Annotated in this window: 19 protein-coding genes; 12 read left to right on the top strand and 7 right to left on the bottom strand. The window is 59.7% G+C overall.

Annotated elements, in window-relative coordinates; genetic code table 11:
- Positions 1–7 precede the first annotated feature (7 nt).
- Complete coding sequence (locus tag JTP94_RS18840) at positions 8–583, bottom strand: hypothetical protein (protein WP_246755041.1); 576 nt, start codon at positions 581–583, stop codon at positions 8–10.
- 288 nt (positions 584–871) lie between these two features.
- Between JTP94_RS18840 and JTP94_RS18835 the strand changes: the two genes are divergently transcribed.
- From JTP94_RS18835 to JTP94_RS18820, 4 genes are all read left to right on the top strand, one after another.
- Positions 872–2407, top strand: a complete 1536-nt coding sequence (locus JTP94_RS18835; protein WP_204851981.1) for an ABC transporter substrate-binding protein — start codon at positions 872–874, stop codon at positions 2405–2407.
- 79 nt (positions 2408–2486) lie between these two features.
- Positions 2487–3509 (top strand): ABC transporter permease, encoded by a 1023-nt coding sequence (locus JTP94_RS18830; protein WP_204851980.1) that lies wholly within the window; start codon positions 2487–2489, stop codon positions 3507–3509.
- Between the two features lie 2 nt (positions 3510–3511).
- Positions 3512–4369, top strand: a complete 858-nt coding sequence (locus tag JTP94_RS18825; protein ID WP_204851979.1) for an ABC transporter permease — start codon at positions 3512–3514, stop codon at positions 4367–4369.
- A 1-nt stretch (position 4370) separates the two neighbouring features.
- On the top strand, positions 4371–6227 hold the full coding sequence (locus tag JTP94_RS18820; RefSeq protein ID WP_204851978.1) for an ABC transporter ATP-binding protein: 1857 nt from the start codon (positions 4371–4373) through the stop codon (positions 6225–6227).
- Positions 6228–6239: 12 nt separating this feature from the next.
- On the opposite strand, the gene JTP94_RS18815 is transcribed toward JTP94_RS18820, so the two are convergent.
- From JTP94_RS18815 to JTP94_RS18800, 4 genes are all read right to left on the bottom strand, one after another.
- Positions 6240–6944, bottom strand: a complete 705-nt coding sequence (locus JTP94_RS18815; protein WP_204851977.1) for a hypothetical protein — start codon at positions 6942–6944, stop codon at positions 6240–6242.
- Positions 6945–7139: 195 nt separating this feature from the next.
- On the bottom strand, positions 7140–8531 hold the full coding sequence (locus tag JTP94_RS18810; RefSeq protein WP_204851976.1) for an FAD-binding oxidoreductase: 1392 nt from the start codon (positions 8529–8531) through the stop codon (positions 7140–7142).
- A gap of 57 nt (positions 8532–8588) precedes the next feature.
- Positions 8589–8840 carry a hypothetical protein gene (locus JTP94_RS18805; protein WP_204851975.1) on the bottom strand — a complete coding sequence of 84 codons (252 nt, stop codon included), beginning with the start codon at positions 8838–8840 and terminating at the stop codon, positions 8589–8591.
- 137 nt (positions 8841–8977) lie between these two features.
- Positions 8978–9187, bottom strand: coding sequence for a cold-shock protein (locus JTP94_RS18800; protein ID WP_204851974.1), 210 nt, complete (start codon positions 9185–9187; stop codon positions 8978–8980).
- A gap of 623 nt (positions 9188–9810) precedes the next feature.
- Here JTP94_RS18800 and gabD point away from each other — a divergent pair.
- The gene (gene gabD / locus JTP94_RS18795; RefSeq protein ID WP_204851973.1) at positions 9811–11271 is read left to right on the top strand and encodes an NADP-dependent succinate-semialdehyde dehydrogenase; all 1461 of its coding nucleotides are present in this window, start codon (positions 9811–9813) and stop codon (positions 11269–11271) included.
- 108 nt (positions 11272–11379) lie between these two features.
- Here the strand turns inward: gabD and JTP94_RS18790 are convergent, their stop codons facing one another.
- Entirely contained in the window at positions 11380–12294 is a 915-nt protein-coding gene (locus JTP94_RS18790; RefSeq protein ID WP_204851972.1) for a LysR family transcriptional regulator, read from the bottom strand.
- A gap of 175 nt (positions 12295–12469) precedes the next feature.
- On the opposite strand from JTP94_RS18790, the gene JTP94_RS18785 reads away from it, so the two are divergent.
- The 7 genes from JTP94_RS18785 to JTP94_RS18755 all read left to right on the top strand — a co-directional run bounded on the left by JTP94_RS18785 (position 12470) and on the right by JTP94_RS18755 (position 17444).
- On the top strand, positions 12470–13441 hold the full coding sequence (locus JTP94_RS18785) for an aldo/keto reductase (protein WP_204851971.1): 972 nt from the start codon (positions 12470–12472) through the stop codon (positions 13439–13441).
- Between the two features lie 166 nt (positions 13442–13607).
- Positions 13608–14219: an FMN-dependent NADH-azoreductase gene (locus JTP94_RS18780; RefSeq protein ID WP_204851970.1), complete on the top strand. Its 612-nt coding sequence runs from the start codon at positions 13608–13610 to the stop codon at positions 14217–14219.
- Between the two features lie 36 nt (positions 14220–14255).
- Positions 14256–14663 (top strand): DoxX family protein, encoded by a 408-nt coding sequence (locus JTP94_RS18775; protein ID WP_204851969.1) that lies wholly within the window; start codon positions 14256–14258, stop codon positions 14661–14663.
- A 103-nt stretch (positions 14664–14766) separates the two neighbouring features.
- Positions 14767–15069, top strand: coding sequence for a hypothetical protein (locus JTP94_RS18770; RefSeq protein WP_204851968.1), 303 nt, complete (start codon positions 14767–14769; stop codon positions 15067–15069).
- On the top strand, positions 15057–16049 hold the full coding sequence (locus JTP94_RS18765; protein WP_204851967.1) for a glutathione S-transferase family protein: 993 nt from the start codon (positions 15057–15059) through the stop codon (positions 16047–16049). The genes JTP94_RS18770 and JTP94_RS18765 overlap by 13 nt, the downstream gene beginning before the upstream one ends.
- A complete protein-coding gene (locus JTP94_RS18760) occupies positions 16049–16891 on the top strand; it encodes an aldo/keto reductase (protein WP_204851966.1) in 843 nt (280 codons plus the stop codon). Before JTP94_RS18765 ends, JTP94_RS18760 begins: the two co-directional genes overlap by 1 nt.
- Before the next feature lie 127 nt (positions 16892–17018).
- Positions 17019–17444 (top strand): chemotaxis protein CheW, encoded by a 426-nt coding sequence (locus JTP94_RS18755; RefSeq protein WP_246755040.1) that lies wholly within the window; start codon positions 17019–17021, stop codon positions 17442–17444.
- Between the two features lie 188 nt (positions 17445–17632).
- Here JTP94_RS18755 and JTP94_RS18750 read toward each other — a convergent pair whose 3' ends face one another.
- Entirely contained in the window at positions 17633–19000 is a 1368-nt protein-coding gene (locus JTP94_RS18750; RefSeq protein WP_204851965.1) for an LLM class flavin-dependent oxidoreductase, read from the bottom strand.
- Positions 19001–19023: the final 23 nt, after the last annotated feature.

Raw genomic sequence — 19023 nt, 5'->3', positions numbered from 1 at the left:
TTGTCCTTCATTCCCGCTCGAGAAGACCTTTGATCAGGAACATCTCCGCCTCATGGATCGTGCCGAACTGGGTCCATTCCGCGTCGGTCTGGGTTTGCAGGCGCCAGGTCAGCAGCGTGACGACACATGTGTCCGGCCCCATCTTCAACAGGTTGCCGGGAATGACCCTCGACATGTTGCGGAACTGCATGGCCTCCTTCGACCCGCCGACCTCATAATCCACCTGCAAACGATCCCGATCCACATAGAGACGGACATAGGTCTCTTTGCCGGAGAAAATGGATGTGCCGCAAAATAGGCCCGGCTCGACCTCTCTCCGGTCGAAGCTGCCCCATGCCCAGCTCCCCTGCTTCAGCCCATCCGACATCAATTCAAATGCGAGGGCGGCGGGGCGCTCCACCATGATGCTGCTGGAATGGCAATGTGGGTCTAGCATCAACGTCCCCTCTTCGGATTTTGCCGGGGTAATAGGATCAATTCGCTCAAACGACATTTTAAGCATAAAATAACTTGAAAGAGCGTCAATGTTTTTTTCGACTTTGATCGGATCGGATTGAATCCTTGCGCCGAAAGAAACCGACACCTCGCGGTTGTGACCACCTGAAATGCCTATTTTTGCAGCGTTTGGCCCGGCGAGCGCCTTGCTGAGCGAAATTCACCCAATCAATAAATTTTAGGCTTGAAGTAATATTTAGCTCGTTCTACGATCCCGTCAATTGCTAAGGGGGAAGCCCGTGAAAAGAGGCTAAAACAGCAAAAACAAGAGGCCCTCGGCAAGATTGCAGGCTTGCGTTCAACAACCGCCGCAGGCTCACCGGCCCCTATCGCCGCGCAAAGCAGAGGGGCCTGTGTGCACACCAGAGGGATCGTGATGACTTTTGAACTAGACCGCAGAAATCTCCTGCAGATGCTCGGCCTTGCTGCAGTCAGCGGCGCCGTGCTCTCGCGCGCAAGCTTCGCCTATGCGGCGGACACCGACAGTGTCTCGATCGGCTGGCCGAGCGACGTGCCCTCCTGGGATCCGAACCAGCGCTTCGTTCCGGATGCGCAGCCGATCTTCAAGCTGGTCTTCGACCAGCCGCTCGATCAGTCGCCCGATCTGAAGCTCATCCCCAATCTCATTACCAAGTGGGACCTTGCCGCCGACGGTCTTTCCATGCCGTTCGAGATCCGCAACGACGTCAAGTTCCACAACGGCGACCCGATGACGATGGAGGACTTCAGCTACACCTTCGTCGATCGCATCAAATCCGGCCTGAAACTCGATATCGCCAATTCCTGGCGCAATCTCACCGCGATCGAGGTTACATCGCCGACCAGTGGCGTCATGAAATTCTCCGCACCAACCCCGACCGCGCCGCAATGGCTGGCATTTCTCGGAAGCTACCTTGTTCCAAAGAAATACATGGAATCCGTCGGCCAGGATGGGTTCCTGAAAAAGCCCGTCGGCACCGGACCCTACAAGCTCGTCGACTACCAGATGAACTCGCGCATCGTACTTCAACGCAACGACGATTATTTCGGCCCAAAGCCGAAGATCAAGAACGTCACCATCGAAGTCATCAAGGATCCTTCGGCGCGCACAGCCGCCATCCAGTCCGGCCAGATCGACCTCACCGTCAACATCCCCGTCCGCGAGGCCGAGCGCCTCGGTAAGACGGAAGGCCTGACCGCCGAGATCAATCCGTTCACCCGCATCATCCTGCTGCAGATACGCAACGACATGGGCTTTGCCGACGAGAATGTCCGTCTTGCCGCTCACCATGCCATCGACAAGGCTGCCCTTTCCAAGGCTTTCTATGGTGGTGCGGCCGTCCCGCTCTCGGTACCCGCGACACCCGGCACACCAGGTTTCGTGGAGGGTTACAGCTTCAAGTACGATCCGGCACTGTCCAAGGAGCTGCTCGCCAAGTCCGGTTTCAGCGCCGACAAGCCTGCAACCATCACACTGGCGGCTACCAACGGCCAGTTCCCCAGCGATTTCGACATCGCCCGCGCCCTTGTGCAGATGTGGGGAAAGGTCGGCATCAAGTGCGAGATCCAGCAGATCGAATATTCGAAATATTTCGAGCTCAATCGTGGCGGCAAGCTGCCGGAGGCGACCCTCTACAGCTTCGACAACGCCACCGGCGACCCCGAGATCTTCTCAGGCTACCTGCTCAATCCGAAAATGCCTTTCGGCGCATGGAAGGGAATGGAGATCGGCCAGAAGGTACTCAACCTCTTCGCCGAGCCCGTCTATGATAAGCGCGTAGCCGGCTACCGGGATCTCGCCAAGGAGGCCGTCGAAACCGGCGCCACCATTCCGCTCCTGCAGAGCGTGCAGACGTTGGTTCGCAAAAAGAACCTTGCTTACGTCAAATATGGCAATGCCTGGATCCTGGGCAACACCATGTCGTGGTCATGAGTTTGCGCCGCATAGCTTGAGAGACCAATGGGGTCCGGGGTCATCTCCGGGCCGCTTTCCTGGCTTCGTGAGACAAGGCATGCGCATGTTCGTGACCATCGCCAAACTGCTGGTAAAACGTCTTCTGACCGCGATACCGATCCTGCTCATCGTGTCGGCACTGCTCTTCTGCATCCTGCGCGTCCTGCCGGTTGATCCGGCGGCGATGTCGATGCCTCCCAATGCCACGGTCGAAGAGATCGAGGCGATGCGCAAGGAGATGGGGTTCGACCGGCCGCTTGTCGAACAATACGGCATCTGGCTCGGCAAGCTCCTGCATGGCGATATCGGCCGCTCGATCCATTTCCGCCAGGACGTGTCCTCGCTGATCGGCTCGACGCTGCCCGCCACGATCGAGCTGGCCGTCCTTGCCATGGTCGTCGCCACCGTCTTCGGCCTCGTCGGCGGGCTTTTCTTGTTTTACGTACGCGGAACGCGCGCAGAAGCCGTGATGGATTTTCTCTCCATCCTGCTTCTGTCACTGCCGGAATTCCTGTGGAGCCTGTTCCTGCTCCTGATCTTCGGCGTCTTCTTCAATCTTCTGCCGTTTACCGGACGCCTGAGCCCCGGCTTCGAGCGGCCGATGGTGACTGGCTTTCTTCTGCTCGACAGTCTCATCACCGGCAACATCGCGATTTTCTGGGACGCGATCAAGCACATGATACTGCCGAGCCTTGCGCTCGGCATCGCGCTTTCGCCGTCACTCATGCGGGTGCTGCGATCGAGCCTGCTCGACGCCTATCAGGATGATTACATCCAGCAGGCGCGGCTGCGCGGCTTGTCTGAAAAGCGCATCCTCATCCGCCACGCGCTTAAGAACGCCATCCTGCCGACGCTCAGCCTGATGGGCGTGCAGTTCGGCTTTCTGTTCGGTGGCACGCTCCTGGTGGAACTCATCTATTCCTACCCGGGCATGGGCAATTTGATGGTCGATGCGATCCGCAACGCCGATCTGCCGATCATTCAGGGCTCGGGGCTGACCTATTGCGTCGCTGTCCTCGTCATCAATACCGCGGTCGACAGTCTTTACCTGATCCTCAACCCAAAACTGACGGCGCGCTGACCATGAAACATCTTCCGCTCTGGTTGAGATCCGGCCGCGTTCAGACAGGCCTCGTCATCATCGCTGTCCTGGCAGTCTGCGCGATTTTCGCGCCTTGGATTGCGCCCAACGATCCGAATGAACAGAATCTCTTGTCCATCCTGACGCCGCCGGCGTGGGCGGACGGCGGCGACGCGATGTTCCCGCTCGGCACCGACAGTCTTGGCCGCTGCATCCTCTCGCGCCTGATCTTCGGCACGCGCGTTGCGCTCACCGTCGCCTTCATCGCCTCGATCGGCGCCATGATCATCGGCGCGATCCTTGCGCATATCGCCGGCTATTTCGGCGGTTGGGTCGATTGGCTGATCGGGCGCGTCGTGGAAATCTGGCTCTCTTTCCCGCCCGTCATCCTGTCGCTAATCCTGATGGTCGGCCTCGGCACGGGTATTCGCAATGTGATCCTCGCCATCGTACTCGTCGACTGGACGCGCTTTTGCCGGGTGCTGCGCAGCGAGGTGCTGGTGCTGCGACGGCGGGACTATGTCGCCGCCGCCCAGCTCGTCGGTTTTTCCCATTGGCGCACAATCACGCGCGAAATCCTGCCCGGCACGCTGCCGCTGCTGATCACGCTGATGAGCCTGGAAATGGGTGTCGCCGTTATCGTCGAGGCGATCCTCTCCTTCGTCGGCATGAGCGTCGGTGCCGACACGCCTGCCTGGGGACAGATGATCGCCGACGCCCGGCAGAACATCTACGAGGCGCCGCTCAATCTCCTCTGTCCGGTTTTCGCGATCTTCTTTGCCGTCTTCGGCTTCAACATTCTCGGAGACGGCATGCGCCGATCCCTCGACACGCGCCTGACGCAGACGGAGAGGACCTGACGTGACCATATTAGCCGCACGAAACCTCTGTGTAGACTCCCTTGGGGGCAAGGAGTCCTTTCCCGTCCTGAGCGATCTCAATTTCACGCTGGAGCCGGGCAAGATCCTCGGCCTCGTCGGCGAATCCGGCGCTGGAAAGTCGATGATCGGGCGCACCATTTCGCAGTTCCTCCCGAGCGGCTTTGCCGTCACCAAGGGGACACTCGAATTCGCCGGCGAGGACCTTGTAGCGATGGCGCCGGAGCGCCGTCGCAATCTGCTCGGCCGGGACATCGCCTTCATCCCGCAGGAGCCGCTGTCCGGCCTCAACCCGGTGCTGACCGTCGGCCAGCAGATGAGGGAACATCTCTTACGAATTGGCCTTGCTCCGGGCGAAAACTGGCGGCAGCGGGCGCTTGCCGAATTCGAGGCGGTGCACCTGCCACATGGCGCAGCACTACTTGGCAAATACCCACATCAGCTTTCCGGCGGCATGTGCCAGCGCATCCTGATCGCCATGGCCTTTGCCAGCCGCCCGCGCCTGCTGATCGCCGACGAACCGACCACTGCCCTCGACGTCACCATCCAGGCCCGTATCGTCAAGCTGATCGACGAAATGCAGAAGCGTGACGGCACAGCAGTCATCTTCATCACCCATGATCTGCGGCTTGCTTCGCAGATCAGCGATGAGATCATGGTGCTCTACGCCGGGCGTCCGGCCGAGCGCGGCCCGGCCAAGCAACTGTTCTCGGCGCCGGCGCATCCCTATACACGCTGTCTGCAGCTCGCCAATCCCAGAATCAGCGGGGAGCGCCGCGGCCTCTATGTCCTACCGGAGCGCATGCCCGGCCTGCGCGTGCTGAAGGATATCACCGGCTGCCGTTTTGCCTCCCGCTGTCCGAACGCCATTGCCGCCTGCATCGAGGCCGAGCCGCCGCTCGCGGAAATTGCGCCCGGCCATATCGCCGCCTGCATTCGCACTGAAAAGACGCCTGACATCATACCGCCGCCACTCGCGCCGGCCCGCAACGTTGAAACGGCGAAGAACTATCTGCAAGGCGAGAAGCTGACCAAGGCCTACACGGTCGCCTGGAGCCCCTTCAACAGGAACCCCAAGTTCAGGGCGGTCAACGGCGTCGATTTCACGCTCGGCGAAGGCGAATTCGTCGGCATCGTCGGGGAAAGCGGCAGCGGAAAAAGTTCGCTCGCCCGCCTCGTCGTCGGGCTGGATACACCGACGGAAGGCCGCCTCACGCTTGCGGGCCGCGACATCACCGCCAATGGATCATCGGAAAAGGCCTATCGCCGCGACCATATCCAGATGGTGTTTCAAGATCCGCAATCGGCGCTCAATCCGCGCCGCCGGGTCGGCAGCATCGTTACCCAGGCGAATGAGGCGAGCGGCCTCCACAACAGCAAGCGCGAGCGCATGGACCGCGCCGCCGAGCTGCTCGCCGAGATCGGCCTGCCGCCGGATGCGGCGATGCGCTTCCCCTCGCAGCTGTCCGGTGGCCAGAAGCAACGCGTCAATATCGCCCGCGCCCTTTGCACGGTGCCGCGCATTCTGGTCGCCGATGAGATCGTATCGGGCCTCGATGTCTCGGTTCAGGCGCAGCTGCTGGATCTACTGCTGAAGCTGCGGGACGAACACGGCTTCTCGATGATGTTCATCTCGCACGACCTCTCCGTCGTGCGCTATCTCTGCGACCGCGTGCTCGTGATGTATCGCGGCGAGGTCGTGGAGAGCGGGGCGACGGAAACGGTCTTCGCCAACCCGCAGCATCCCTATACGCAAAGCCTGCTCGCTTCAGTACCGCCGGACGACGTCCAAGCTGAATGGTCGCCGGTACTGGCCGAGACAGGCTATCAGATCGAATAGATGCGTCTTTGCTTACGGGACGATGATCCGTGTCGCCATCGGAAAATGCGAATTGCCGCCGTCAAAAGGTGGAAGCGTCTTGAAATCTTCGCGCATGGCAATGCGCGCGGGTGATTGCAAGGCAATCTGCAGGGCAGCCGGGTTATCGAACATTACCCTATTGCGCTGCATGTGATTGACGCACTCCCAGGGCAGGAAGCCGCACCAGTCGACCCGTGACAGAACCTCGATCTGGCGGATATCCGGAAACGTGCGCATGACCTGCGGATGGTGGCTGACATAGTGGTGCAGCCAGGCATTCAGATCCTCCGCGGGACCGGGATAGTGAACCACGTAGCTGCATAGCAGCTCGCCGTCACCGGTGCGCAGCCTGCCGTCATCGACCGGAAACGGCCGCACATACATCGCCTGCTGCGTCGCCTTGGCATCTCTTATGCTGGTAAGAACATCGGACGCCGCGAGCTGCTGCAGATGGCCCGAAGGGCCGACGGCGCTTTCGAGGGTGGTCAGTTGATCGAAATAGAGCTGGAGACCAAGGACCGGCGATCGCTCGACCTTGTTGTACATGTCGTTGGTCGTCTCGGGCGTATAGAGATTGGCGGATGCAAGGCCGGGCGTTGTCTTGATGATTGCGGCGACGGTGGCGAGGTCCGCCTCGCTGACCGCGAGATCGCCACCGTCTGTGCTTTCAAAAAAGGCAAGATAGGCGAAAGCCATGTCGAACTCTCCGTGTTCGCGACGATGCGGTGACGGACCGAGCCGGTATTCAAGGCCCACCGCGGAGACTTCAGTATCGGGCGGCGCAGCGGGAAAAACAAGTTTAAACTTAAACTATATTACACCCAATTGGGTCTACTACGCCTCGCGCCTTCGCCGGCATGTCCACCGGCCTAGCTTCAGAGACAGACCAGCTCAAATCGTCAGCACCTTACCGGTGTTGAGGATATTGTTCGGATCGATAGCGCGCTTGATGCGCTCCATCAGCGCCAGCTCTTCCGGCGTGCGGGAGAGCTTAAGATAGGGTTTCTTCAGGAGGCCGATCCCGTGTTCGGCGGAAATCGTGCCGCCCGCCCGGCCGACGGCCGCAAACACCAGCTCGGTGATTTCCTTCTGCGGCTGCGTCTTGCCAAGCGACGGAATATTGCAGACGAAATGCAGGTTGCTGTCGCCGATATGGCCGTAGCTGAGCGCAATCGCATCGGGCCAGCGGCTTTTCATCGCCGCTTCGATCTCGCTCACCACGCTGCCAGCAACGCTGGTGGGGAGCCCGACATCGAACGCGGTCTGAGGTCCCATAAGCCGCCCATATTCCGAAACGCTATCACGAACCGCCCAGAGTTCGCGGGCTTCACGCTCGGAGGACGACAGGACCGCGTCGGACACCCAACCCTCTTCAAGGGCATCGGACAGGATCTGTTCGAGCATCGTCCGGTTTTCGTCGGCGTCGCGCCCACCTGCTTCGATCAGTACATAGATACCGTGCGGTTCGGACAAGGCCCGGCGCAGCTCGGGCAGATTGCCGGTCATGAAATCATAGAAGCTCGGCCACATGACCTCGAAAGCGATCAGCGCCGAACCCATACGCAACCGGGCGCTCTTCAGTAATTCCAGCATGGCCGGAAAATCGGGACAGCCGCAAAAGGCGCTGGCGAGCGCCGCGGGCTTAGCCTGCAGGCGCAGCACGGCGCGGGTGATGATGCCGAGCGTCCCCTCGGAGCCGATGAAAAGCTGCTTCAGGTCATAGCCGGCATTGTTCTTCAGCATCTTGTTGAGCGAGCGCACGATCGTACCATCAGGCAAAACCACCTCGAGGCCAAGCACGTGTTCGCGCGCCATGCCGAAGCGAATGACGCGATTGCCGCCGGCATTGGTGGAGAGATTTCCGCCGATGACACAGGAATCGCGGGCGCCAAGATCAAGCCCGAAGAAAAGCCCCGCTTCCTCTGCCGCCCTCTGGATGACACCGAGCGGCGTGCCCGCCTGCACCGTCATCGTCGCCATGACAGGGTCGATCTCATCGATGCCGTTCATGCGATCAAGCGACAACGCGACGCCGCCTTCGATCGGGCGGGCGCCGCCGGCAAGACCCGTCAATCCGCCCTGCGGCACGACAGAGATCTTGAAACGATCACAAAGCCTGAGCGTTGCTGATATCTGTTCGGTCGTGCGCGGACGCACCAGGGCCAATGGCGTGACTGGTTCAAGCCCTGCCCAGTCATTGCGGAAACGCGCTGGAATGTCTGCACCAAATGAGACGTCGGCGCCAAGCTCGTCCTTGAGCGATTGAATGAAGTCTTCTCTCATCAAACCATGGTCTCGAATTGCCTGAAATTGAAGTACGCCCCTTGGGGTGGGCAAGGATCAGGCTGCTGATCTGCCAGTCTGCTGGACGTGTTGATGCTCGAACCGTTGGGGAACCCAAGTAGCAGCGCGCTGAATGCAGCCGACATTTGTGTAGACCTCTTCGACGAAGTAGGGAAGATGTTCGATGACATCGTCATAGGTTTTGAACGCCATCGGATACACCGCTTCAACCTTCAGCGTCTTCATGAAGTTGTCCGCCTTGGTGTAGTCATAAGGGTTGCCTCGGCGCGCCATCGAACGAATGATCATCCGCAGGATTTCCTGAATTGAAGCCGCTAACAAGCGCCCATAAAAAAGGCCAGGCAATCTGCCTGACCTTGGGTTGGTATCATGCTCTCAACAGTGCCAGTACATCCGTGGTCAAGGGAAAGCCGATACCGAGTGCGTTAGGCAGCCTGCAAATTGCAAGCCGACATTTTACCCGACTTGACGTCGCGCTCCAGTTCGAAGCCGATCTTCTGGCCTTCGACGAGCTCGCGCATACCAGCGCGCTCGACAGCCGAGATGTGGACGAACGCATCGGCGCCGCCATTGTCAGGCTGGATGAAACCGAAGCCCTTGGTGGAATTAAACCATTTAACTGTGCCAGTGGTCATGAAGAACCCTTTCATAGCAATAGAGAAACCACAACGCGAAAGCGTTGCGGACGGTGGTAGCGATTTTTGAAAGGAAGGTTCGTTCAGGACGCGGTGCCAAACGCGCGGTAACCAAAGCTCAGCAAGCAAATATCGACAATCGTTATATAGGCTACCAGTATCGGATTGTCAACTTTTAGTTTCCAGACGTCCGCACATCGACATACGGTTGTATCTTCAGACCTTACATCCGGCCGCTGATAGCATTGGCTAGCGCCGGCCGGAAGCCCATAAACGGCCGCACTGAGCCGCACTTCACGCGCGTTTTGCAGGAGGAGCGGTTGCGGAGGCTATTATTACCAGTGAGGGCATGCCGGTGAAGCTGACACGTCACGGCATCTACGACGAGTATAGCTTGATCGTACTGCCAACCCGTCTATATGCCCATTATGAACTCGACGCCAAAGGCATCCAGAAACGCGCCGCTCGGCGTCTTGAGAGACGCGCATAAAGCGAGCAATATCGCGGGAGCCCGGCATTTAGTGAACAGCGTTTGAAGTCCGGCAAGGCTGTGGCAAACAGATTGCGGTCTCTGCCTGGTTCATAACAGGCTCCATTGAACTGGAGCGCCCAGAGGAGGAAGAATGCTCTCTCACCTTCACGACCCATCATTGTTCCGGCAGGCTGCCTTGGTCGGCGGCGAGTGGATCGAGGCCGATCCCTCCAATGCGATCGCGGTGGACAATCCCGCGACCGGCGAGATCATCGGCCGCGTTCCGAATCTGGGCGCCGCCGAGACCAAAACTGCGATAGCAGCAGCCGAGGTTACCCAGAAGGAATGGGCCGGCCGTACCGCGAAAGAACGCTCTGGTATCCTGCGCCGCTGGTTCGAGCTGATGATGGAAAACCAGGATGATCTCGGACGCATCCTGACGGCTGAACAGGGCAAGCCGCTCGCCGAGGCCAAGGGCGAGATCGCCTATGGGGCGAGCTTCATCGAATGGTTTGCCGAAGAGGCGCGCCGCGTCTACGGCGATATCATTCCCGGCCACCAGAAGGACAAGCGCATTCTTGTCATGAAGCAGCCGATCGGCGTCGTTGCCGCCATCACGCCCTGGAACTTTCCGAACGCCATGATCACCCGCAAGGCCGGCCCGGCCTTCGCCGCAGGCTGCGCCATGGTGCTGAAGCCGGCCTCGCAGACGCCGTTCTCGGCGATCGCCATCGCCATCCTTGCCGAGCGTGCCGGCCTGCCGAAGGGCCTCTTCAGCGTGCTCACAGGTTCGGCGCGCGCCATCGGCGCAGAGATGACCTCAAGCCCCGTCGTGCGCAAGCTGACCTTCACCGGCTCGACCGAAGTCGGTGCCGAGCTCTACAAGCAGAGCGCGCCGACCATCAAGAAACTCGGGCTGGAGCTGGGCGGCAACGCGCCTTTCATTGTCTTTGACGACGCCGATCTCGATGCCGCCGTCGAAGGCGCGCTGATTGCCAAGTTCCGCAACAATGGCCAGACCTGCGTTTGCGCCAACCGCCTCTATGTGCAGGACGGCGTCTACGATGCCTTTGCCGACAAGCTCTCGAAGGCCGTCGCCACGCTGAAGACCGGCAACGGCTTCGACGAGGGCATCAATCTCGGCCCGCTGATCGACGAGGCGGCCCTTTCCAAAGTCGAGGAGCACGTCGCGGATGCGCTGGCCAAGGGCGGCCGCATCGTTGCCGGCGGCCATCGCCACCAGCTCGGCGGACGCTTCTATGAGGCGACCGTACTTGCCGACGTCACGCCGGCCATGGCCGTTGCGAAGGAAGAAACCTTCGGACCGGTCGCCCCCCTCTTCCGCTTCAAGGACGAGGCCGATGTGATCACCCAGGCCAACGATACCGAGTTCGGTCTCGCCTCCTATTTCTACGCCAAGGACCTTGCCCGTGTCTTCCGGGTCGCCGAGGCACTGGAATACGGCATGGTCGGCGTCAACACCGGGCTGATCTCGACAGCTGAGGCCCCCTTCGGCGGCGTCAAGCTCTCCGGCCTTGGCCGCGAAGGCTCCCGCTACGGCATCGAGGAATTCATCGAAATCAAATATGTCTGCCTCGGCGGCATCGCCTGAATCTAGGACTGGATAATCTTCGCCCGTAATATGACCCGAGACAGCTTCCAACCGCCGGGATCGTGGCATTCTTGGATGCTTTTTCACAACGAGCCGGGTTCGGCCCTCTTAGGGCACGCTCGCCATTTTACTCGGGCACTGCTTGAGCCGCTCGACGAGCCAGCGGCCGGCCGGACCTGGCGGTGCGGATGTCGGATAGACGGCAGACATCGGCAAGTTGAGACCGCCCTGCGGCACGTCCTCGATCGACAGCTCCAACAAACGGCCCTCGGCAATATCGCGCTGTACGGTATGCAGCGGCATGCCGCCCCAACCCAGCCCATTGAGAAGAAAAGCGTGCTTGGCGAAAAGGTCGGCAAGGCGCCATGTCGATGAGGACATGACGCCGAACTCGCGACCCGCCGACAGCTCTGATCTATCGGTGAGAACGAGCTGGACATGTTTGGCCAGTTCCGATTTTGGAATCATTCCTTCGAATTGAGCAAGCGGGTGATCCTTTGCTGCGACCATCAGGAACGCCACTCCGGTCAACCGTTCTGCCGTCAGCGACTGCGGCATGATCGGTAAAGACCCAACGACCCCGATGCTGGCACTTCCGCTCAAAATCGGTCGATAGGCCCCTCCAAGTGCTTCGACGAAGAGCCGAAGCGGCGTTCCCGGAAAAGTCTCGCGAAACGCCTTTGCAGCCTCGGTGATGGCTTCTATCGGGAAGAAGACATCCACGACCACAGAGAGCTCCGGCTCGACGCCCGACGCCATCCCTTTCGCCCGCGCCTTCATGAAATCGACACCGGCGACGATACCTCGCGCGTCGGCAAGCAGTACCGTACCCGATGCTGTCAGTTTAGGGTAGCGTCCCGAGCGGTCGAAGAGCGGCACACCGATCTGTGCCTCGAGACCGCTGACCAAATCGCTGACGACCGATTGGGCCCGGCGAAGCTTACGCGCGGCGGCCGAGAAACTGCCTTCGTCGACGGCGGCGATAAATGTTCGGAGTTGATCGAGAGATACGCCATCCAACATCAAATCGTCCAATCTATCGGCGAATCCGATGGTAAACATCGGAACATAACAACTATGCCGAATGCCATCCGAGATGGCAAGGTGGCACACGCTGTCTAGATGACGATCGCCCGGCCGTCCTGCTGGAACGAGAAGGGTGTCGTGCCATCGCCTCGTTTGTGGGAGGATTAAACACATGCAGATGAGACGGCTTGGTCGAAACGGCCTCTTGGTATCAGCTATTGGCCTCGGCTGCATGCGGATGTCGAACATTATGGGCGGACCGCAACCGCCGCTTCACGGTGACCGCGACAAAGAAAGCGTCAAGACCATCGAAGCCGCGCTCGATGCCGGCATAACCCTGCTCAACACCGGTGACTTCTATGGCATGGGTCACAACGAAACCCTTGTCGCCGAAGCGATCCGCGGTCGTCGCGATCGAGCCTTTCTCAGCGTGAAGTGCGGTATCCAGCGGACTCATACGGGGACCATCCTCGGTATGGATGGGCGGCCGAGTTCGATCAAGAACTATGCTGCCTACTCGCTGCAACGCCTCGGTGTGGATCATATCGATCTCTATCAGCCGGGCCGCGTCGACCCCTCCGTCCCCTATGAGGAGACGATCGGCGCGGTGGCTGATCTGATCGGCGAAGGCAAAGTGCGCCATCTCGGCGTATCCGAGGTCAATGCGGATCAGCTCCGCAAGGCTCATAGCGTCCACCCGGTCGCAGCGCTCGAAATCGAATATTCGCTGGCCAGTCGATTCATCGAACGCGCGGTGCTGCCGGTCGCGCGCGAACTGGGTATCGGAGTAGTCGCCTACGGTGTCGTCACCCAGGGCCTTCTCGCCGGTGCCATGCGCAAACAGGTGGTGGACCCCGCGCTCGCCGCGTCCTTCCCACGGTTTCACGGCGAGAGCTTGCAGAAGAACCTCACCACTGTCGAATTCCTTGAACATATGGCGGCAACGAAAGGCCGGACACCCGCTCAACTGGCGACCGCCTGGATGTTGTCGCGCGGCGACGACATCGTTGCGCTGCTCGGCATGAGCCGGCGGTCCCATTTGAGTGAAAACCTCGGCGCGTTGGACATCAGCTTCAGTTCCGAAGATTTGGATGCGCTGGACAAGGTGTTCGCGCCGGGGGCCATTGTCGGCAGCAGATCCTAGGCCGTCCTCTATCATCCATCGGTAAATCCGATGGTATATGTCGGAATATAACGGCTTTTCGAACGGTCTTGGATGTGAGACATCATTGCGTATGTTCACGATCTTAAAAAGAATTCTGTCACGCCGCTCATCAACGCCACATAGGGACGCCCCGGAGGCCACTTCCATGACCATTCTGCATATCGATTCCAGCATTCTTGGCGGTTATTCCGTCAGTCGTTCGCTGTCCGCCGCAATCGTGGCGCGGCAACAAGCATTGCATCCCGCCTCGAAGGTGGTCTATCGCGACCTGGTCGTCGACGCAGCCTTCCATCTGTCCGATCAGCACATGGCTGTGTTCCAGGGTGGCCCGGTGACCACTCCCGCACTGGGAGCGGATCTCGCAGCCGGTAGCGCCTACATCGACGATCTCTTTGCCGCGGACGTCATCGTCATCGGTGCCCCCATGTATAATTTCTCGATCCCCAGCCAGCTCAAGGCGTGGATCGATCGGGTTTGCGTTGCCGGACGGACCTTCCAATATGGCGCGAACGGACCTGAAGGCCTTCTTCCGAAGGGCAAGAAGGTGTTCATCGCCTCCTCTCGCGGCGGCGTCTACACCGGTGGAAGTCCCGCCGCCGTGCTCGAACATCACGAGACCTATCTGCTCGGCGTGCTCGGCTTCATTGGCCTGACGGATGTGACCGTCGTGCGTGCCGAAGGGCTCAATCTCGGCGAAGACGTCAAAGCCGCGGCAATCTCCAAAGCGAAGGCAGAGATCGACGCAATCGCTGCCTGACCCTCCCTTCAATTCACCACGACGAAAGACAGTTCAATGGAAAAATATGCTCCCACCATCGCCGCAGTCGGCCGCATTCTGATCGCAGTCATTTTCCTGATGAGCGGCCTCGGCAAGCTCGCCGCGCCTGCTGCGACGATCGGCTACATCGCCTCTGTCGGTCTGCCGCTTCCAACCCTCGGTTTCCTCATCGCTCTGGCGGCGGAAGTCGGCGGTGGTCTTCTGCTCCTAGTCGGCTTCCAGACCCGCCTGATCGCTGCCTTGCTGGCGGTGTTCACCGTGGCTACGGCCGTCTTCTTCCACAATAACTTTGCGGATCAGAATACGATGATCCACTTCCTCAAGAACATCATGATCACCGGCGGTCTGCTGCAGATCGTGGCGATCGGCGCCACCTCCCTTAGTCTCGACACGCGCCGCCTCCTCAAGACGCAGGCAGCATAGCAGTTCTCTGTGCACTGCCGCCGGATCTCAGCGCTTCACCCCCAAGCGCTGGGATCATCAAGACAGCGCATATCGAGAGCGGGCACATGCAAGGGAGATTGCGGTGCCCGTTTTCATTCATTCCGCGCTGCAACCTAGCTTCACTCCCCGCAAGATCGTCCAGGTTATGATAGACCATCGCCCCCTTGCCGAGATCGGCCGCATGCAGTCCGACCGGCTACAGGCAAAACATCTTTTCGCGCATGGCCGCGTATCGCGCGCCACTTTCCAGATGAGTTCGGCATTACTGGTGCATGAGACCATGAAGCCACCGATCCCGCTCCTCGGCATGGAAGTCGTTTCCCATAGTCCGCCACGCCCCTGTCGCACCGGCAATATGATCGGGAGATCAAAATGGGTGAACTGATCGACGGCACGTGGCATCGGACAAGCCTGGACGCCGTCCTGACTGAAGGGCAGCTTAAACGCCCGGCTTCAGTCTTTCGCGATTGGGTGACCGCAGACGGTTTGGCCCCTGCCGGCCGGCGCGCCTTCAAGGCAGAGAACGGTCGCTACCATCTCTATGTCTCGCTCGCCTGTCCCTGGGCGCATCGCACACTCATCATGCTCAATCTCAAGGGATTGCACCGGAGTATCGACGTTTCGGTCGTCCACTGGCTTATGGGCGAAGACGGCTGGAGCTTCACGCCAGGACCCGGCGTTGTGCAGGACCCTGTCGCCCAGGTGCCGCTGCTGCACGCGATCTACACGATGTCGGATCCGCACTGCACCTCGCGGGTCACAGTGCCGGTGCTGTTCGACACGCTGGAGAAGACCATCGTTTCGAACGAATCCGCCGATATCGTCCGCATGTTCAATTCCGCCTTCGATCACCTCGGCGCCCGCCCCGGCGACTTTTATCCCGCAATCCACCGCAACGAGATTGATGCGGTCAACGCACGCATCTACGAGACGCTCAACAACGGCGTCTACAAAGCCGGTTTCGCCACCAGGCAAGATGCCTATGAGGAGGCCGTGGCCGGCGTCTTCGACACGCTCGATTGGCTTGAGGACCGCCTTGCGCGAAAGCGCTATCTCGTCGGTGACGGTTTGACCGAGGCGGATATTCGGCTTTTTACGACGCTCATCCGCTTCGATCCGGTCTATCACGGCCACTTCAAATGCAATCGGCGCGCTCTGACCGGCTACCCCGCGCTGTGGGACTACACCCGTGCTCTTTACCGGCATCCCGCAATCAAACCGACGGTGAGTTTTGCCCACATCAAAGGCCACTATTACGGTAGTCACCCATGGCTCAATCCGAGCGGCATCGTGCCGGCAGGCCCCGATGTCGATTTCGACGCCGCACTGAGCGCTGGCCGCACGAGCGAGGACAGGAAAAACTAATGCAAACAATCGATGTCAAGGATGCCCGCATCCCCGTCCTCGGATATGGCACATACGGCATGGCCAGGGCCGACATGCTGCGCATGCTTCCCGCCGCGCTGAAGGCCGGCTTTCGCCACATCGATACGGCGCAGATCTATCGTAATGAAGGCGAGGTCGGCGAGGTTGTCGCCGCATCCGGGATCCCGCGCTCCGAAATCTTCATCACCACCAAGGTTTGGGTGGAAAACTACGCGCTCCGGGCCTTTGCCGCCAGTATCGACGAGAGCCTCAGGAAGCTCCGCTCGGATCACATCGATTTGCTGCTCCTGCATTGGCCGAACGACAGGTTGCCCCTCGCAGACCAGATCGGTGCGCTCAATGCCGTCGCCAAAGCCGGAAAGGTTCGCCATATCGGTGTCAGCAACTTCAACAAGGCCTTGATGACGCAGGCGATCGCGCTCTCGGAGAGACCGCTCGTCACCAACCAGTTCGAATATCACCCCTATCTCAACCAGTCGGACCTGATCGGTGCCACCGGTCATGCCGGGCTCGCCGTCACCGCCTATTGTGGCATGGCGGTCGGACGCGTTCTGTCTGATCCGGTGCTCGCTTCGACGGCCGCCCGTTACGGCCGCAGCATCGCGCAGATCGTGCTGCGCTGGCTGATCCAACAGGGTGGCGTGGTGGCCCTGTCGAGAACCAACAACGAGACCCGGCTCGCCGAAAATCTCCGCGTCTTCGATTTCGAACTGGACGCAGCAGACATGCAGGCAGTTCACAGCCTGGCACGACCGGGGAGCCGGATCGTCGATCCGAGGGGTTTGGCCCCCATTTGGGATGAGACACCGGGTCTTCTCTGAAAAGGCCATTACTCGTTAAACTTTTATGTAAATTATAAAACACTAATCAATGCAGGCATTCTATTTTGAGCGTGTCTGGCCGAGACAAGTTCGGCGGCATCATGATTGTGCCTAGGCGCCCTTAAGCTTGTTTGCCTCAGTCGGCTGCACTTTTGACCGGATAATCTCAAAAGAGGTCCAGGTGTTTTCTATGCCTCTATCAGGCTATTTTCGCCGCGCAGCGACAGCCGTGCGCGTGCACGACACTCTGTATATGTTCGTTGACGGAACCATTGTCGCTCGCGCGGACAATTGGCGACCGCTCGGGGGAGCCCACGACAAGCGCCGTGTCCTCGGTCACTCCTCATATCGCGGCGAATTGGTACCGGTCTATGACTTGGCGGTCATGCTGGGCCGGGAGCCCTCGAAGAGCTGTCAGATCGTAATCGTGAAAACGACGGTGGGACATGTTGCGTTTCTAGTTGACGAATATATCGGGAGCATCTCGGCCGTCGACGACACCATCCGTCTTTCGCATCTCGACATTTTCCACAGCGAGCAAGAGGCGGCGTGACGCCGCCTCGGCAACTGCCGACGAGAAGCTGCCGAGGGGTGGGCATCGGATATCCGCGACTTGAGCGGAGATGAGCTCGGCTAGCGCCGGACACCATTAATCAGGAGGTCTGGCAATCAGAAAGGTCGTGGCAATCAGGAAGGGTTTGGCAGGAAGGGTCTGGCTTCAGGCAGACCCAACCCGGCGTGTTACCCTCTCTGGCGGCGATAGGACGAGCCTATATGCCGATCCGGCAACCGGTCACCTTCGCTAAAGAGTTTTCGCCGAAGCGGGCCTTCCGCATAAGCTGTCTTGTAGATACCGCGATCCTGCAGGGCCGGCACGACGATATCGATGAAATCCTCGAAGCTTTCCGGCATTACCGTGCGGGTAAGATTGAAACCATCGATTTCGCCCTCGTCGATCCATGCCGAGAGCTCGTCGGCGACCGTTGCGGCATCGCCGATAACAACCGGATAGCGACCACCCATGGCGAGCTCTTGCAGCAGCTGCCGCTTCGTCCAGCCGCGCTGCTGTGCGATTTGCGTGGCCGATTGGCTGGCGTTAGATGTTCCGTAGGCGATGGTCTCATCAAGATCGTAGCGCGAGAAATCGACGCCCGTGCTCGCCGAAAAATGCGCAAGACCCGCCTCCGGATTGGCGTAGCGCAGATACTCGGCATGTTTTTCCTGCGCCGCGACGGCAGAATGGTCGGTTATGACGGTCATGCCGAGAAATATCTTCACGTCCTCAGGCTTTCGTCCGGCGGTGACGACTGCTTCGCGCAATGTGCGGGCGGTTGCGCGCGCCGCATTCTTGTCGGTCGCGGTGATGAAGATGCATTCGGCATGACGGGCGGCAAACTGCCGACCGCGACCGGATGTACCGGCCTGATAGAGAACCGGGGTGCGCTGCACCGACGGTTCGGCGAGATGATAGCCTTGTGAGCGATAGAATTGCCCCTGATGGTCTATCGGATGGACCTTTGTCGGGTCGGCATAGACACGCTTCTGCTTATCCGCCAGAACCGCATCGTCCTCCCAGCTGCCCTCCCAGAGCTTGTAGAGGACGGTGAGATGGTCATCGGCACGATCGTAGCGGCTGTCATGCTCGACTTGCGTATCCAGACCCAGTCCCCGCGCCGCACTATCGAGATAACCGGTAACGATATTCCAGCCTATGCGCCCATTCGTCAGATGATCGAGCGTCGACATGCGTCTGGCAAAGATATAGGGCGCATCAGCACTGGCATTGACGGTAACGCCGAAACCGAGATGTTGCGTCACCGCCGCCATCGCGGAAACGAGCAACAATGGATCGTTGACCGGCAGCTGGATGGACTCGCGCAATGTCAGATCGACCGAGCTCTGATAGACGTCATAGACGCCGAGGATGTCGGCGAGGAATATGCCGTCGAAGAGGCCGCGCTCCAAAGTGGCGGCAAGCGAGGTCCAGTAGCTCAGTGTCTTATAGCGATCGGATTGATCCCGTGGGTGAGCCCATAATCCGTGATTGATATGACCAACGCAGTTCATGTTGAAGGCGTTGAGCAGGATCTGTTTCTTCTTGGTCACCATATTATCCATCATTCCGATTTAGA

Origin of the sequence: Martinezella lusitana, assembly GCF_016901135.1 — a bacterium.
In the GTDB taxonomy this organism is placed as follows: Bacteria; Pseudomonadota; Alphaproteobacteria; order Rhizobiales; family Rhizobiaceae; genus Rhizobium; species Rhizobium lusitanum_D.
This window is presented reverse-complemented; position numbering and strand designations above follow the sequence as displayed.